Genomic DNA, 15,769 nt, shown 5'->3' with positions numbered 1-15,769 from the left:
CGGCAGTGTCGCATTCCGGCAGAGCACCCATGTTAGGGACGCCGCGACAGGCGGCAGGTGAGGAGTGGCAGGGTTGTCGGACATCGAATCGAACGTGGACGCCCTCGATCGTGCGGACGACGTCACCGAAGCCGGAGACGACGCGGCGCCGAAGCGCGCGCCGCGCCGGGCGCCGGCATCCGCACGGACCTCGCGCCGTCCCTCAGCATCCGAGGCCGCCGGCGACGAGTGGCCGACCACCGCCGAGATCCCCGAGCCGCCGGCGGCCGACGACGACAAGGCCGCGCGCGAGACGATCCTCGAGGCCGGCCGCGCCCTGCGGCTTTCGCCGGAGCGCTTCGTCAACCGCGAGCTGTCGTGGCTGCAGTTCAACCGGCGCGTCCTCGAAGAGGCCGCGAACCCGTCGCATCCGCTGCTGGAGAAGCTGCGCTTCCTCTCGATCTCGGCCAACAACCTCGACGAGTTCTTCATGGTCCGCGTCGCCGGCCTGCACGATCAGGTCCGCGCCGGGCTGACGCTGCCGTCGCAGGACGGGCTGTCGCCGTCCGAGCAGCTCGCGCGCATCGGCACCGGCGTGTCGAAGCTCGCGGAGGACCAGCAGGCGCGCTGGCGCGAGCTGCGCGAGGAGCTCGACGGCGTCGTCGCCCTGGTCGAGCCCGACGCGCTGCGCCCGGAGCACGCCGCGTGGCTGGAGGAGTACTTCCTCAACCACGTCTTCCCGGTGCTGACGCCGCTGGCGATCGACCCGGCCCACCCGTTCCCGTTCATCCCGAACCTCGGCACCACGATCGCGCTGATGCTGATGCGTCCGCGCGACGGCCGCGTGCTGCGCGCGCTGATCCGCATGCCGGGCGTGCTCGACCGCTTCGTGCGGCTCCCGGCGATCGAGGACGACACGGTCGCGCGCTTCATCGCCATCGAGCAGGTGATCGTGCTGTTCACCGGGCGCCTGTTCCCGGGCTACCTGGTGAAGGGGCAGGGCGCCTTCCGGGTGATCCGGGATTCGGACCTCGAGATCGAGGAGGAGGCGGAGGACCTCGTCCTGCATTTCGAGACCGCGCTGAAGCAGCGCCGCCGCGGCATCGTCATCCGCCTCGAGGTCGAGTCCGGCATGCCGGAGGACCTGCGCAGCTTCGTCTGCGACGAGCTCGAGATCGGCGCGGACGCGGTGTTCATCGTCGAGGGCATGCTGGCGCTCAACGAGCTGTCGCAGATCGTCGGGATCGACCGGCCCGACCTCAAGTTCAAGCCGTACAATCCGCGCTTCCCCGAGCGCATCCGCGAGAGCGGCGGCGACGTGTTCGCGGCGATCCGCCAAAAGGATTTCTGCGTCCACCACCCCTACGAATCGTTCGATTCGGTGGTGCAGTTCCTGGCCCAGGCCGCGCGCGACCCGAACGTCGTCGCGATCAAGCAGACGCTCTACCGCACCTCGTCGAACTCGCCGATCGTCGCGGCGCTCGCCGAGGCCGCCGAGCTCGGCAAGTCGGTCACCGCGCTGGTCGAGCTGAAGGCGCGCTTCGACGAGGAGGCCAACATCCGCTGGGCGCGCAACCTCGAGAAGGCCGGCGCGCAGGTGGTGTTCGGCTTCGTCGAGCTGAAGACCCACGCCAAGCTGTCGATGGTGGTGCGGCGCGAGGGCGACAAGCTCGTGACCTACTGCCACGTCGGCACCGGCAACTATCACCCGATCACCGCCCGCATCTACACCGACCTGTCGTTCTTCACCGCCGACCCGGCGGTGGCGCGCGACGTCTCGCGGATCTTCAACTTCATCACCGGCTACGCCGAGCCGGCGCAGCTGGAGCGGATGTCGGTCTCGCCGCTGACCGCCAAGGCGCGGCTGCTGGCCGACATCGAGGCGGAGGCGGCCCACGCCAGGGCGGGCCGGCCGGCCGCGATCTGGATCAAGTGCAACTCGCTGGTCGATGCGCAGATCATCGACGCGCTCTACGATGCCTCGCAGGAGGGCGTGCAGATCGACTGCGTGGTCCGCGGCATCTGTTGCCTGCGGCCGGGCGTGCCGGGCCTGTCCGAGACGATCCGCGTGAAGTCGATCGTCGGGCGCTTCCTCGAGCACGGGCGCATCTACGCCTTCGGCAACGGCGTCGGGCTGCCGCACCCGAAGGCGACGGTCTACATCTCGTCGGCCGACCTGATGAGCCGCAACCTGGACCGCCGCGTCGAGTCGCTGCTGCCGATCAGCAACCCGACGGTTCATCAACAGGTTCTCGACCAGATCATGCTGGCCAACCTTCTCGACAACCGCCAGAGCTGGCGTGTACTGGCATCGGGCGGCGCCGAGCGCATCCACCCCGCCGAGTGCGAGGAACCGTTCAACGCGCACAAGTACTTCATGACGAACCCGAGCCTGTCCGGTCGCGGCAAGTCGTCGAAGAAGTCGAGCCCGCGGGCTCTCAGCCGTCGCGCGCAGCGGGGCTGATCGTCCGGCCCCCGGCCGGATACACGGATCGGGCGGTGCGGATCGCGCCGCCGGGTCATCCAGACGTGCGTTCGACGAGCCGATCGGTATCATACAGCGAGGTCGTTGCTTGGGTCCCCATCGCGCCAACCTCACGCTCGCCCATTCCGCCGACCGGGAGCCGGCCTTGGTCAACGCGCCCGTCGCGATCATCGACATCGGCTCGAACTCGGTCCGCCTCGTCGCCTATGACGGCCTGAGCCGGGCCCCGACGCCGCTCTACAACGAGAAGGTCCTGTGCGGGCTCGGCCGCAACGTCCTCACCACCGGCCGCCTTAACGACGAGGCGGTGCGCCGGGCGCTCGCCGCGCTCGCCCGTTTCCGGGTGCTGTGCGAGACCATGCGGGTTTCGCGGCTGTTCGTCCTCGCCACCGCCGCCGCCCGCGACGCCTCCAACGGGCCCGCCTTCCTCGAGGCCGCCGAGGCGGCCTGCGGCACGCGCATCGAGCTGCTGTCGGGGCGGCGCGAGGCCGAGCTGTCGGCGCTCGGCGTGGTCTCGGGCTTCCATGCGCCGGACGGCGTCGTCGGCGACCTCGGCGGCGGCTCGCTGGAGCTCGTCGACGTGCGCGGCGCCGTGGTCGGGCAGGGCGTGACGATGCCGCTTGGCGGCCTCGCGCTGCAGGACCTCTCCGGCGGCTCGCTGAAGAAGGCCGGCAAGATCGTGCGCGAGCACATGAAGAAGGCCGCGCCGCAGCTCGAGACCCTGCGCGGCCGCACCTTCTACGCCGTCGGCGGCACCTGGCGGGCGCTCGCCCGCCTTCACCAGGCCGCGCGGCAATATCCCGTCCACGTGATGCACGGCTACAGCGTCGAGCCGACGGACGAGCTGAGCTTCCTCCAGGTCGTCGAGCAATCCGACGCCGCGACGCTGCAGGACGTCGAGGCGATCTCCGAGGCGCGGCGACCGCTCCTGGCCTACGGCGCGGTGGTGCTGGAGGAGATCATCCGCGTCGGCCGCCCGCGCGAGGTCGCGATCTCGGCCTCCGGCGTGCGCGAGGGCCTGCTCTACGAGCAGGTCGACCGCGAGACCCGGGCGCTCGATCCGCTGCTCGCCTCCTGCGCCGAGCTGAATCAGCTGCGCGCGCGTTCGCCGCGCCACGCCGACGAGCTGATCGCCTGGACCGACCGGTTCGTGGCGGCGCTGGACGGGCCGGAGACCGCCGACGAGCGCCGGCTGCGCCACGCCGCCTGCCTCCTGTCCGACATCGGCTGGCGGGCGCATCCCGACTACCGCGGCGAGCAGAGCATCGCGATCATCCAGAACGCTGCCTTCGTCGGCATCGACCATCCCGGCCGCGGCTTCCTCGCCCTGGCGATCTACTTCCGCCACGAGGGCGTCGCCCCGGAAAAGGCGAACCCGATGCTGCGGGCGCTCGCGGGCCCGCGCCTGTTCGAGCGCGCCCGCCTCATCGGCGCGCTGCTGCGCGTCGCCTTCCCGATGACCGCCGGCATGGAAGGCGCGCTCCGCCGCATGCCGCTCAGCATCGAGGACGGCCGCGTCGTCCTGAGCCTGCCGCCCGAATGGGACGCGCTGAACGGCGACCGCCTGCTCAACCGCGTCCGGGGCCTCGCCCGCATCGCCGGCCTGGAAGGGCGCGTCCGCGTCGGGTGACAATCCGGGTACGGGACCGGAGCGTGGCGCTCCGGTCGGGGCTCAAGCCGTTCGCTCGGCGAAGATCGCCTTCTTCACGATGGCGTGGACGCCCCAGTTGCCGTCGACCACCTGCGTGATGCCGAAATCAACCGCGATCGACATCAGCGAGATCGCCTCGTCCTCGGTCAGTCCCTTCGCGTGCATCAGGAACTGCCGCATCTTGCGGAAGGCGTCGCGCATCGCGAGGTCGATCGAGGACTTCTGGAAGATCGCGTCCTGCGCGGCCGGCCCGAGGTCCTTGAGGTAGTTCGGATAGCTGAAGCCCGAGAGGACCCACTCGTCGCGCGTCTCGATCATCGGGAAGTCGAGGCTCTCGAGCGCGGTGCCGGGCAGGTCCTGCTTCTTGTGCAGCACGAACTGGAACGTGCCGGTGAGCGAGCACTCGATCGCGGTGCCGCAGAGTTCCGAATCGCCCTGGCTGGCATGCGGATCGCCGACCGAGAACAGCGCACCCGGCACGGCGACCGGATAGTACATCGTCGCCCCCTTGCCGATGCGCCAGTTGTCGATGTTGCCGCCGGTGTAGCTCGGCGGGATCGAGTTCACCATGTCGGCTTCGGCCGGCGCCAAGCCCATCGTCCCGAAATGGGGGCGGATCGGCACGCGGATGCCCTTCAGGACGTCGAAGTTGCGCTCGGTCTTCGTGTGATCGACCAGCAGCCCCGGATAGTCGATCGTCGGGTGCGCGATCCCGTTCGGGTCGGTCACGCCGGGCCAGCGGAAGCTGTAGACCGCCTTCGCCCAGTCGCGCGTGCCGGTGGCGTCGACCTCGTAGATCGTCACCACCTCGCGCGGCCGGTCGCCGGTGATGAGGTCCTTGTAGTGGTAGCCCCACCAGGCGGCGGCGTTGCTTCCGAACGCTAGGCCCTTGAACTTCGGGTTGGCGCAGGGCCGCGGCGCGACGTCGAGGATGCGGACCTCCAGCACGTCGCCCGGCTCAGCTCCGCGGATCGCCACCGGGCCGGTGCAGATGTGGACGCCGAGACCGCCGCCCGGCCCGAGCTTGGCATCCTCCGGGCCCGCCCCGCGCCGCGCGACGCCCTTCTTGTCCTTGGTCCACAGATAGACGCTCTCGGCACCCGGATCGCCCTGGATCATCCGCTCGGCATCGTCGCTGGCCTGGTGCGTGAGGGTCTCGATCGTGACGAAGTCGCCCGACGCGATCTCGACCTGCGGCTTCAGGTTCCTGCTGAAGTAGCCCCAGTGCACCGTGTCGGCGTTGGCCGGCAGCACCTGGTGCGTCGCCTGCCGCGGTCCGCGCGCCGCGCTGGTCTGGGCGAGCGCGGGCGTGACCAGGGACAAGCCGCCGGCCGCGAGCGCGGCAGCGCCGCCCGTGGCGACGAAGCCGCTCTTCAGGAAGGCGCGTCGCTCGGGCGCGAGATCGCCGAGGAAGCGGCGGCGGTGCTCTGCGAACGCCGCGCAGTTCGGATCGTCGCCCTGGCACATCGTCTCGACCCCCGGCATCCCACTCGGATCGGGAAATGCAAGGACACGGCCAGAGTCTCGGGCCGCTACTCCGACAGCATGCCCGCGCCGGGCTCGGCCGAGTCGAGCATCTGGCCGCCGCCCGCCTGGGCCTCGACCACCGCCGCGGTCGTCACGTTGACGATGCCGCGCGCCGTGACCGACGGCGTCAGGATGTGGGCGGGCTTGGCCGGGCCGATCAGCAGCGGGCCGACCGGGAGGGCGTCGGCGAGCACCTTGGCGAACTGGTAGGCGATGTTGGCCGCGTCCAGGTTCGGGAAGATCAGCACGTTGGCCGCGCCCTTCAGGCGCGAGCCCGGCAGCACCCGATCGCGGACGATCTCGGACAGCGCGGAATCGGCCTGCATCTCGCCGTCGACCTGAAGCTCGGGCGCACGGTCGTTGATCAGGCCCAGAGCCGCCCGCATCTTCATCGCCGAGGGCGTGTCGGACTGGCCGAAGTCGGAATGGCTGAGCAGCGCGATCTTCGGGGTGATGCCGAAGCGCGTGACGTGCCCGGCGCAGGCGACGGCGAGCTCGGCGATCTCCTCCGCGCTCGGATCCTGGCGCACATGCGTGTCGGCGAGGAAGTAGGCGCCCTTCTTGGTGACGATCAGGCTCATCGCGGCGCATTGCGTCACGCCGGGCGACAGCCCGATTATGTCGCGGATGATGCGCAGGCGCGTCTCGAACCGGCCTTCGAGCCCGCAGATCAGCGCGTCGGCCTCGCCGCGGCGCACGGCGATGGCGCCGATGATCGTGGTGTTGGTGCGCACCAGGGTGCGGGCCGCATCCGGCGTGATGCCGCGGCGCCCGGCGATGTCGAGGTAGGTCTGGACGTAGGAGCGGTAGCGCGGATCGTCCTCGGGATCGATCAGCTCGAAGTCGCGGCCCTCCTGGATCGAAAGGCCGAAGCGCTTGAGCCGGGTCTCGACCACCCGCGGGCGGCCGACGAGGATCGGCTTGGCGACGCCGTCCTCGACGATGGCCTGGACCGCGCGCAGCACGCGCTCGTCCTCGCCCTCGGCGTAGATCACGCGCTTGGGATTCTCCTTCGCCTTGGAGAACAGCGGCTTCATGATGAAGCCGGAGCGGTGGACGAACCGATCGAGGGATTCGGCGTAGGCCGCGATGTCCTCCACCGGGCGGCCGGCGACGCCGGAATCCATCGCCGCCTGGGCGACGGCCGGCGCGATGCGCAGGATCAGCCGCGGGTCGAACGGGCTCGGGATCAGCGAGCGCGGCCCGAACGGCCGGGCCTCGCCGCCATAGGCGCGGGCCACCACGTCGGAGGGGGTCTCGCGGGCGAGCGCGGCGATGGCCTTCACCGCCGCCTTCTTCATCTCCTCGTTGATGCTGCGCGCGCCGACGTCGAGCGCGCCGCGGAAGATGTAGGGGAAGCACAGGACGTTGTTGACCTGGTTCGGGAAGTCCGAGCGCCCGGTGCAGATCATCGCGTCGGGGCGCTTCTCCTGCGCCAGGTCGGGCATGATCTCGGGATAGGGGTTGGCCAGCGCCATGATCAGCGGCTTCTCGGCCATCTTCTCGAGGTATTCGGGCTTGAGCACGCCGCCGGCCGAGAGGCCGATGAACACGTCGGCGCCGGGGATGACCTCGGCCAGCGTCCGCGCCTCGGTTTCCTGGGCGTAGACGTCCTTCCACCGGTCCATCAGCTCGGTGCGGCCTTTGTAGACCACGCCCTTGATGTCGGTGACCGTGATGTTCTCACGGGTCGCGCCGAGCGAGACCAGCAGGTTGAGGCAGGCCAGGGCCGCCGCGCCGGCGCCCGAGGTGACGATGCGGACGTCCGACAGCTGCTTGCCGGCGAGCTCGAGCGCGTTGAGCACGGCCGCCGCCACGATGATCGCGGTGCCGTGCTGGTCGTCGTGGAAGACCGGGATGTTCATACGGGCGCGGCACTGCTCCTCGACCTCGAAGCATTCCGGCGCCTTGATGTCCTCCAGGTTGATGCCGCCGAAGGTCGGCTCCAGCGAGCACACCACGTCGACGAGCTTGGCGACGTCGAGCTGGTCGACCTCGATGTCGAACACGTCGATGCCGGCGAACTTCTTGAACAGGACCGCCTTGCCCTCCATCACCGGCTTCGAGGCGAGCGGGCCGATGTTGCCGAGGCCGAGCACGGCGGTGCCGTTGGTGAGCACGGCGACGAGGTTCTGGCGGATGGTGAGGGTCGCAGCCTCCTGCGGGTCAGCCGCGATCGCCTCGCAGGCGGCGGCGACGCCGGGCGAGTAGGCCAGCGCCAGGTCGCGCTGGTTGCCGAGCGGCTTGGTCGCCTGGATCTCGAGCTTTCCGGGGCGCGGGAGGCGGTGATAGACGAGAGCCCCTGACTTGAGATCCTCGGACATGTTGTCGCCCATGGCCCATTCTCCCTCGATCAGGCGCGTACGTCGTGTGGCGCCGAACGCCCTCGCATGAAGGCCCTGTTGCACCGGCTGCGCAGCGGGCGCAACCCGAACAACGAGACGCGGATCCACCTGGAAAAGCTGGTGCGCGCCCACGGATTCTCCATCGGTGCCTATTCGTACGGCCGCCCGAAGGTGCGATTCGCCGAATCCGGGCGGAGGCTGACGATCGGCCGCTATTGTTCCATCGCCGACAAGGTCGAGATCCTGCTCGGCGGCGACCATCGCCTCGACTGGGCCTCGACCTATCCCTTCGCCGCGATGCGCGGGCTGTGGCCGGATGCGGACGCGCCGGCCGGGTACCACGCCTCGCGCGGGGACGTGTCGATCGGGCACGACGTCTGGCTCGGCTCGGGCTGCCTGATCCTGTCCGGGGTCACGGTCGGGCACGGCGCGGTGGTGGCGGCGCACGCCGTGGTCACGCGCGACGTGCCGCCCTACGCAATCGTCGCCGGCAACCCGGCCCGGGTCGTGCGCACCCGCTTCGACGCGGCGACGGTGGCGGACCTCGTCGCCTGCGCCTGGTGGGACCTGCCGCATGCGGCGGTGGCGACGCTGGTGCCGCTGCTGCAGAGCGGGCGCATCCCCGAGCTGATCGCCGCCGCCCGCGCCGTTGCACCGCCTGCCTGAATCCCTTACGCGCGGGCCGATCGCACTTGAGCGCCCGCCCGAAGGTCCGACCGATGTCCCAGACGCCCCCCGACCGCCTCGCCGTGAACCCGAACAGCCCATTCTACGACGAAACCATTCTGGAGCGCGGCATCGGCATCCGCTTCAAGGGCGTCGAGAAGACCAACGTCGAGGAATATTGCGTCAGCGAGGGCTGGGTCCGCCTCAGCGCCGGCAAGACCCTGGACCGCGCCGGCAACCCGATGACGGTGAAGCTCAAGGGCACGGTCGAGCCCTACTTCCGCGACGCCGCACCCGAGGCCTGAGCCTCGCGCCGGCCGCGCGCCAGGTCGAAATCGCGCAGGGCACCCGCGACCAGGGCCGCGACCTGCTCCGGGCGGCGCGCATCCCGGACCACGAGGCTCGCCAGCACGTCGGTGCGGCGTTGCCGCTGCTTGGCCGTCCGCGCGTGGTTCGAGAGCCGCAGGGCGAAGCCGCATCCCGCGCGTTGGAGGTACAGGCTGTCGCCGCGCTCGTTGCGCGCGGTCACCCGGAAACCGTGCTCGGCGAGAAGCCGCGCCGCGTGCGCGAGCGCCGCGGCCGGGGGCAGGGCGCGTGCGCCCGAGCCGGTCACGGACCGGCCGGCTCGATGGTGCCGAGGGCGCGGCGTCCCAGGGTCCGCGTCTTCAGCCGCAGCGCCGGCCGCTCGATGGCGTACCACGAGGCCGCGGCCACCGGGATCGTGAGCGCGAGCGCCGGGATCAGCAGCAGCGCCGGGGAAGCACCGGGCCACGAAGCATGCAGGCTCTGCTGCACCGGCCAGCCGTAGAGATAGATCCCGTAGGAGAGGTCCGCGGCCGGGTCGAAGGCCTTGCGCGCCAGCCAGGGCGACAGCCCGAGCCAGATTGCGCCGTAGCCTTCCGCCGTGAACAGCAGCGTGCGGTAGAGCGGGGTGTGGCGCGCCAGGAGGCAGGACAGCGCCAGGATCGCGAGCGGGACGACCGAGAGGCGCACGGATGCCCTTCCGGCGTAGAGCGCCGCGCCGATCGCGAAGATCAGCGGCAGCCGCAACGCCGTCTCAAGGCCCTTCGGCAGGTCGGGATGTCTCGCATCCGCGATCAGGAGCGCGATCGCGAAGCCGGCGGCGATCAGCGGCACCACCAAGCGCGTCCGCAACGCGCCGACGAGGCCGGCGGCGGCGACGCCCAGATAGCACAGGGTCTCGTATTTCAGGGTCCAGACCGTGCCGAGCGGGCTGCGATACGGGTTGGCGGGAAAGACGCCCGGCAGCGACGCGTTGCTCTTGAAGGTGGTCAGCGTGCCCCGCACGAAGCGCCAGACGCCGCCATCGCGCAGATACTCGCCGAGCGGCAGCGTGCTCATCGCGGCGCCGAGGACGAGGGCGACCACCAGCGTCGCGGCGACGAGCCCCGGCAGGATGCGCAGGGTCCGGGCGATGAGGTAGTCGACGAGGCCGCGCCGGTCGAAGCTCATCGTCACGAGGAAACCCGACACCGCGAAGAAGCCGTTCACCGCGTGCTCGCCGAGAGTGAAGCCGGTCGCCCGCGCCAGCGGCTCGTCGAGGGCGTTGCCGTTGGTGACGCTGAAGGCATGCGAGACCACCACCGCCAGCGCGAGCGCCAGGCGAAGGCCGGAGAAGCCGTTGTGCGGGCGGGCCAGCGCGTCCGCCACCGTCGCGGCGCGGGTCATTCGAGGCCCTCGCGGGCCAGCGCGGACCGTCCCAGCAGCGCGGCCCAGGCGCCCGCGGCCGAGCCGCCGTAGCGCTCGACGCCGGCAGGCCGCAGGACCAGCAGGGACAGGCAGGCCTTGAGCGCGTTGGCCGCGAGCCCCGGCAGGATGGGGTCGGCGAGCCCGTACTTGCGGGCGACGTAGGCGCGTGACCACGCCTGGTGCCAGCGGGTGCGGAACACCCGGCCGCGCTCCGGCGCCGAGGAACGCCCGCGCCCGTGCAGGACCTCGGCGCCGTGCACGTGGACGAGGGCGCGGCCCGCATCGGCGATGCGGCGACAGAGGTCGTCGTCCTCGTAGAACAGGAAGATCCGCTCGTCGAAGCCGCCGAGCGCCAGGAAGAACGTCCGCTCGATCATCAGGCACGCGCCGGACAGGAACGGCGCGCAGGCATCGCCCGCGGGCAGGTCGCGGCGCCCGCGCGGGTTGGTGAGGTACGGCGCCAGCAGGGAGCGCGACTGGTAGAAGAACCGGCCGTCCGGCTCGACGATGCGCGGCGCGAACAATCCGGCCTCCGGCCAGCGCTCGGCGGCGGCGAGCAGGGCGTCGGCCGCGCCCGGCCGCAGGATCACGTCGGGGTTGAGGATCAGCACGTAGCGGGCCTGCGCGGCGGCGCGGACGCCGAGGGTGTTGGCGCGGCCGTAGCCCTCGTTCCGGGCGTTGCGGACCACCTGCGCGCCGGCCGCCTCCGCGATCTCCGCCGACCGGTCGCGGCTCGCATTGTCGACGACGATCGCCGGCACATGCTCGGCCGCGAGCGCCGACAGGCAGGCCGGCAGAGCCTCGGCGCTGTCATGCGCGACGACGACGGCGACGAGGCTGGGCACTTAACGGACTCCCCGGGGCGACCGCTTTTCCCTCCCCCCTCTGCGGGGGGAGGGAAGAACGCGTGGGGTCACGCCTTCTTCTCAGGCAGGTTCAGGCGGATGTGCAGCTCGCGAAGCTGCTTCGGGGTCGCCTCGGACGGCGCGCCCATCATCAGGTCCTCGGCGCGCTGGTTCATCGGGAACAGCACCACCTCGCGGATGTTCGGCTCCTCGCAGAGCAGCATCACGATGCGGTCGACACCCGGCGCGATGCCGCCGTGCGGCGGGGCGCCGAGGCGCAGCGCGTTGAGCATGCCGCCGAACTTGGCTTCGAGCACGTCGCGCCCGTAGCCCGCGATCGCGAAGGCCTTCTCCATGATCTCGGGCTTGTGGTTCCGGATCGCGCCCGACGACAGCTCGATGCCGTTGCAGACGATGTCGTACTGGAACGCCTTGATGTCGAGGATCTTGGCGTCGTCGCCTTCGCCGAGCGCCAGGAAGGCGTCGTGGTCGAAGTTCGGCATCGAGAACGGGTTGTGCGAGAAGTCGATGTGCTTCTCGTCCTCGTTCCACTCGAACATCGGGAAGTCGGTGATCCAGCAGAACGCGAACTGGTCCTTGTCGGACAGGCCGAGGTCGTCGCCGATGCGGATGCGCGCCTTGCCGGCGAGCGCCGCGGCCTTCGCCTCGGTGCCGGCGGAAAAGAAGACCGCGTCGCCCGCCTTCGTCCCGGTCTTCTCGGCGATCCGCGCCAGGATCGGCGCGGGGATGAACTTGGCGATCGGGCCCTTGCCCGTGAGGGCGCCGTCGACCTCCTCGAACACCACGTAGCCGAGCCCGGGCGCGCCCTCGGCGCGGGCGAAGTCGTTGAGCTTGTCGAAGAACGAGCGCGGCTGCGTCGCCGCGCCCGTCGCCGGGATCGCGCGGACCACGCCGCCGGACTTGATCACGCCCTTGAACGCCTTGAACTCGACCGCGTCCTCGGCGAACTCGGCCGTGACGTCGGCGATGAGCAGCGGGTTGCGCAGGTCGGGCTTGTCGACGCCGTACTTCAGCATCGCGTCGGCGTAGGTGATGCGCGGAAACACGTCGGTGACGCGCTTATCGCCGGCGAACTCCTTGAACACCCCGTGCAGAACCGGCTCGACCGCCTGGAACACGTCCTCCTGCGTGACGAAGCTCATCTCAATGTCGAGCTGGTAGAACTCGCCCGGCGAGCGGTCGGCGCGCGCATCCTCGTCGCGGAAGCAGGGCGCGATCTGGAAGTAGCGGTCGAAGCCGGCGATCATCGTCAGCTGCTTGAACTGCTGCGGCGCCTGCGGCAGCGCGTAGAATTTCCCGGGATGGACGCGGGAGGGGACGAGGTAGTCGCGTGCGCCCTCGGGGCTCGATGCCGTGAGGATCGGCGTCTGAAACTCGAAGAACCCGCCCTCGCGCATGCGCCGACGCAGCGAGTCGACGATCGCGCCGCGCTTCATGATGTTAGCGTGCAGCTTCTCGCGGCGCAGGTCGAGGAAGCGGTACCGCAGGCGGGTCTCCTCGGGGTACTCGAGGTCGCCGAAGACCGGCAGCGGCAGCTCGGCGGCCGCGCCCAGCACCTCGAGCTCGTCGATGTAGACCTCGACCGCGCCGGTCGGCAGCTCGGCGTTCTCGGTCCCGGCCGGCCGGGTGCGGACGCGCCCGTCGAGGCGCACGACCCATTCCGAGCGCACGGTGTTGGCCGCCTTGAAGGCCGGGGAATCCGAATCGACCACGCACTGCGTCAGCCCGTAATGGTCGCGCAGGTCGATGAAGAGCACGCCGCCATGGTCGCGGATGCGGTGGCACCAGCCGGAGAGGCGGACGGATGCGCCGACATCGGATGGGCGCAGCGCCCCGCAGGTATGGGTCCGGTAACGGTGCATCGCAAAACCTTGGAATGGAAGCGCGGCACCATTCACGCGAGGGGGGCGAAGTCAAGGCGCGCCGCGGGACCGGGCGGCCGGGTGCCGAGCCTCGCCGTCGCGGATGCCCGGCGGAACCGCGGGCCCAGCGAAGACGGCGCAGGTCCTCGGGGACGTCGAACCTGAGGATCGATGGGGATGCCGGCGCATCCGGCTCCCCTTTACAAGAAACCTCCGATATAGCCGGGGGCATGGATCTGATCAGTACGACGCAGGCGCTCCGCGACGCCTGCGACCGCCTCGCCGCGCAGAGCTTCGTCACCGTGGACACGGAGTTCATGCGCGAGACGACCTACTACCCCAAGCTCTGCCTGATCCAGATGGCGGCGCCGGACGGGACCGGCGTGCTGGTCGATCCGCTGGCGGACGGCATCGACCTCCAGCCCTTCGTCGACCTGATGGCGGACGAGGGCGTGGTGAAGGTGTTCCATTCCGCCCGCCAGGATCTCGAGATCATCTGGCTGATGGGCGGGCTGCTGCCGCAGCCGTTCTTCGACACCCAGGTCGCGGCGATGGTCTGCGGCTACGGCGACTCCGTGTCCTACGAGCAGCTGGTCAACGACGTGGCCAAGGCGAAGATCGACAAGTCCTCGCGCTTCACCGACTGGTCGCGGCGCCCGCTCTCGGACGCGCAGCTCTCCTACGCCCTGTCGGACGTCACCCATCTGGTGACCGTGTACGAGAAGCTGGTCGCCGACCTCGTGCGCGACGACCGCGGGCAGTGGCTCGACGAGGAAATGGCGGTGCTGACCTCGCCCGACACCTATCGCGCCGACCCGGCTCAGGCCTGGCGCCGCCTGTCGGGGCGGATGCGCAAGCCGCGCGAGATCGCGGTGCTGATGGAGGTGGCGGCTTGGCGCGAGCGCGAGGCGCAGACGCGCAACGTGCCGCGCGGGCGCATCCTGAAGGACGAGGCGGTGATCGACGTCGCGACCTCGGCGCCGCGCAGCGTCGAGGCGCTCGGGCGGTTGCGCTCGATCCCGGCGGGCTTCGAGCGCTCGCGCACCGGCACCGACATCCTCGCCGCCGTCGAGCGCGGGTTCGCCCGCGACGTCGGCGAGATCGCGCTGCCCGAGCGCGGCCGCGGCCGCAGCGGCGGCAACGGGGCGCTGGTCGAGTTGCTCAAGGTGCTTCTGAAGGCGGTGTGCGAGACCGAGGGCGTCGCGCCGAAGATCATCGCCACGGTGGACGATCTCGAAGCGGTGGCCGACGACGACGCGGCCGACGTGCCGCTGCTCCAGGGCTGGCGCCGCGAGCTCTTCGGCAGCAAGGCGCTCGACCTGAAGCACGGTCGCCTCGCGCTCTCCGCCGAGGGCGGGCGCATCGTGGTGCGGTCGCTGGCCTGAACCGGCGATCGGCCGGCATCCGGTCATCGACGCGAGACCATCGCAGGCGAACCCGTGACACCGGGACGGACCGGGACTAAATGGCAATGCGATTGCCGAAACGTCCCAGGGCCCCACGTCGCATCCGATGCACGAACGCAACGAAGTCCTCCAGACGCTGACCGGGCGGGGCACCGTCTCGGCGGAGGGCTGCGGAACCGTCCGCGTCCGCTACCGGGTGATCGTGGAACGGCGGGCATCCGTCGTCACGGCCCATGGCAGCCTTCACGGAAGCCATGCCGGCCTGCGCCCGATCTGGCTGATCCCGGACTCCACCCTGCGCCTGAAGACCGGTCGGACCCTCGCGATCTCGCTCACCGACCTCGTCGGCGACGCCGCCGAGTTCGAGAGCACCGGCGCCGTCGGGACCCTCGCCTGAGATCGTCGCGGCCGGCCCGCGAGGCAATCCTCCTTCCCGGATGACCACCGTCGAGACGGCGATTCTCGACATCGCTCGGCGCAGAAAAATGCCGTTCTGGGTCGCCGACGGCGGTTTCGTGCGACCAGAGCGCGCAGAAGCGGCAGGAAATCACCGAAGCTTGACCGCGAAGCATCCTCAGCGGTGTCGCGACCGGATTTTGCAGCGCATCTGCCCATTGCCAAGGCGATGCCGCGTCATGCCGCGCGAAGCGGCAGCGCACCGTGCACCGAACGCATGAAAAACGCGAATGCCGAAGCTCAAGCTGCAAACGGCGCATGTGTTTGCCGCTCACGCCGAAGCACAACACCTGGGCACGACCTCTTATTGTGCGATGCACAATAAGTTTTTGCGGCGCGTCAACGACCCTGGTCTTCCCGCGAGGGTGCGGCGACTTGCGCACAACCCTATCGGAGGCGCCCGAACCGAGTTGACGAGGCTCAAAAATCTCTTAGAGTTCGTTCAAGCTTCGGTTTCGAGGGGGCCGCCTCAGGGATGGCGGCCTCTGGCTCGGCGACCCAAAGTCGTCGATTTCCTGCCCGCTACCGAAGCAAATCGATCCCTGTCGCAAAGAGTCAGGTCAGGTCTTCTCGACGCGGTCTGCGTCGTGTCCGGAAGGCATCAAGACTTGTCGGAGGAACACACATGAGAGCGGTTCATCTTCTCGCGCTTGGCGCGAGCCTTGCGGTTGCCGCCCCGGCGATCGCGAACGACGATCTGATGAAGCATCTGGCGAACCCGGCCGAGCAGGTGCTGCAGACGGTCGACTACGCCAACACGCGCTATTCGAAGCTCGACCAGATCAACGCGGGCAACGTCAAGAACCTCCAGGTGGC

The 15,769-nt window shown here is 70.1% G+C and carries 13 protein-coding genes and 1 pseudogene; 8 read left to right on the top strand and 6 right to left on the bottom strand.

Annotated features, from left to right (window positions below; translation table 11 throughout):
- Window positions 1-82: 82 nt before the first annotated feature.
- Together MKK70_RS19875 and ppx are read left to right on the top strand one after the other, a co-directional pair.
- A complete protein-coding gene (locus MKK70_RS19875) occupies window positions 83-2,443 on the top strand; it encodes an RNA degradosome polyphosphate kinase (protein WP_243949479.1) in 2,361 nt (786 codons plus the stop codon).
- 109 nt (window positions 2,444-2,552) lie between these two features.
- Window positions 2,553-4,094 (top strand): exopolyphosphatase, encoded by a 1,542-nt coding sequence (ppx, locus tag MKK70_RS19870; RefSeq protein ID WP_147726092.1) that lies wholly within the window; start codon window positions 2,553-2,555, stop codon window positions 4,092-4,094.
- Between the two features lie 42 nt (window positions 4,095-4,136).
- Here ppx and MKK70_RS19865 read toward each other — a convergent pair whose 3' ends face one another.
- Both MKK70_RS19865 and MKK70_RS19860 read right to left on the bottom strand, forming a co-directional pair.
- Entirely contained in the window at window positions 4,137-5,582 is a 1,446-nt protein-coding gene (locus MKK70_RS19865; RefSeq protein WP_243949478.1) for an acetamidase/formamidase family protein, read from the bottom strand.
- A gap of 65 nt (window positions 5,583-5,647) precedes the next feature.
- Window positions 5,648-7,978, bottom strand: a complete 2,331-nt coding sequence (locus tag MKK70_RS19860) for an NADP-dependent malic enzyme (RefSeq protein ID WP_279603731.1) — start codon at window positions 7,976-7,978, stop codon at window positions 5,648-5,650.
- Between the two features lie 54 nt (window positions 7,979-8,032).
- On the opposite strand from MKK70_RS19860, the gene MKK70_RS19855 reads away from it, so the two are divergent.
- Complete coding sequence (locus MKK70_RS19855) at window positions 8,033-8,653, top strand: CatB-related O-acetyltransferase (protein WP_187274811.1); 621 nt, start codon at window positions 8,033-8,035, stop codon at window positions 8,651-8,653.
- 53 nt (window positions 8,654-8,706) lie between these two features.
- The gene (locus MKK70_RS19850) at window positions 8,707-8,958 is read left to right on the top strand and encodes a DUF3297 family protein (RefSeq protein ID WP_147726094.1); all 252 of its coding nucleotides are present in this window, start codon (window positions 8,707-8,709) and stop codon (window positions 8,956-8,958) included.
- Here MKK70_RS19850 and MKK70_RS19845 read toward each other — a convergent pair.
- From MKK70_RS19845 to aspS, 4 genes are all read right to left on the bottom strand, one after another.
- Window positions 8,928-9,266: a hypothetical protein gene (locus MKK70_RS19845; protein WP_243949457.1), complete on the bottom strand. Its 339-nt coding sequence runs from the start codon at window positions 9,264-9,266 to the stop codon at window positions 8,928-8,930. The two genes, MKK70_RS19850 and MKK70_RS19845, sit on opposite strands and share 31 nt — an antisense overlap.
- A complete protein-coding gene (locus MKK70_RS19840) occupies window positions 9,263-10,342 on the bottom strand; it encodes an acyltransferase family protein (RefSeq protein ID WP_243949456.1) in 1,080 nt (359 codons plus the stop codon). The genes MKK70_RS19845 and MKK70_RS19840 overlap by 4 nt, the downstream gene beginning before the upstream one ends.
- Window positions 10,339-11,208: a glycosyltransferase family 2 protein gene (locus MKK70_RS19835; RefSeq protein ID WP_243949455.1), complete on the bottom strand. Its 870-nt coding sequence runs from the start codon at window positions 11,206-11,208 to the stop codon at window positions 10,339-10,341. Before MKK70_RS19835 ends, MKK70_RS19840 begins: the two co-directional genes overlap by 4 nt.
- A gap of 68 nt (window positions 11,209-11,276) precedes the next feature.
- The gene (gene aspS, locus MKK70_RS19830) at window positions 11,277-13,091 is read right to left on the bottom strand and encodes an aspartate--tRNA ligase (RefSeq protein ID WP_147728091.1); all 1,815 of its coding nucleotides are present in this window, start codon (window positions 13,089-13,091) and stop codon (window positions 11,277-11,279) included.
- Window positions 13,092-13,321: 230 nt separating this feature from the next.
- On the opposite strand from aspS, the gene rnd reads away from it, so the two are divergent.
- The 4 genes and pseudogenes from rnd to MKK70_RS19810 all read left to right on the top strand — a co-directional run.
- A complete protein-coding gene (gene rnd / locus MKK70_RS19825; RefSeq protein ID WP_147728090.1) occupies window positions 13,322-14,476 on the top strand; it encodes a ribonuclease D in 1,155 nt (384 codons plus the stop codon).
- A gap of 127 nt (window positions 14,477-14,603) precedes the next feature.
- The gene (locus MKK70_RS19820) at window positions 14,604-14,894 is read left to right on the top strand and encodes a hypothetical protein (protein ID WP_243949454.1); all 291 of its coding nucleotides are present in this window, start codon (window positions 14,604-14,606) and stop codon (window positions 14,892-14,894) included.
- A 40-nt stretch (window positions 14,895-14,934) separates the two neighbouring features.
- Window positions 14,935-15,174 carry a hypothetical protein gene (locus MKK70_RS19815; protein ID WP_243949453.1) on the top strand — a complete coding sequence of 80 codons (240 nt, stop codon included), beginning with the start codon at window positions 14,935-14,937 and terminating at the stop codon, window positions 15,172-15,174.
- A gap of 404 nt (window positions 15,175-15,578) precedes the next feature.
- A pseudogene (locus MKK70_RS19810) lies at window positions 15,579-15,769 on the top strand (PQQ-dependent dehydrogenase, methanol/ethanol family); the annotation flags it as partial.

The sequence above is a fragment of the Methylobacterium sp. E-041 genome (assembly GCF_022829665.1).
In the GTDB taxonomy this organism is placed as follows: Bacteria; Pseudomonadota; Alphaproteobacteria; order Rhizobiales; family Beijerinckiaceae; genus Methylobacterium.
This window is presented reverse-complemented; position numbering and strand designations above follow the sequence as displayed.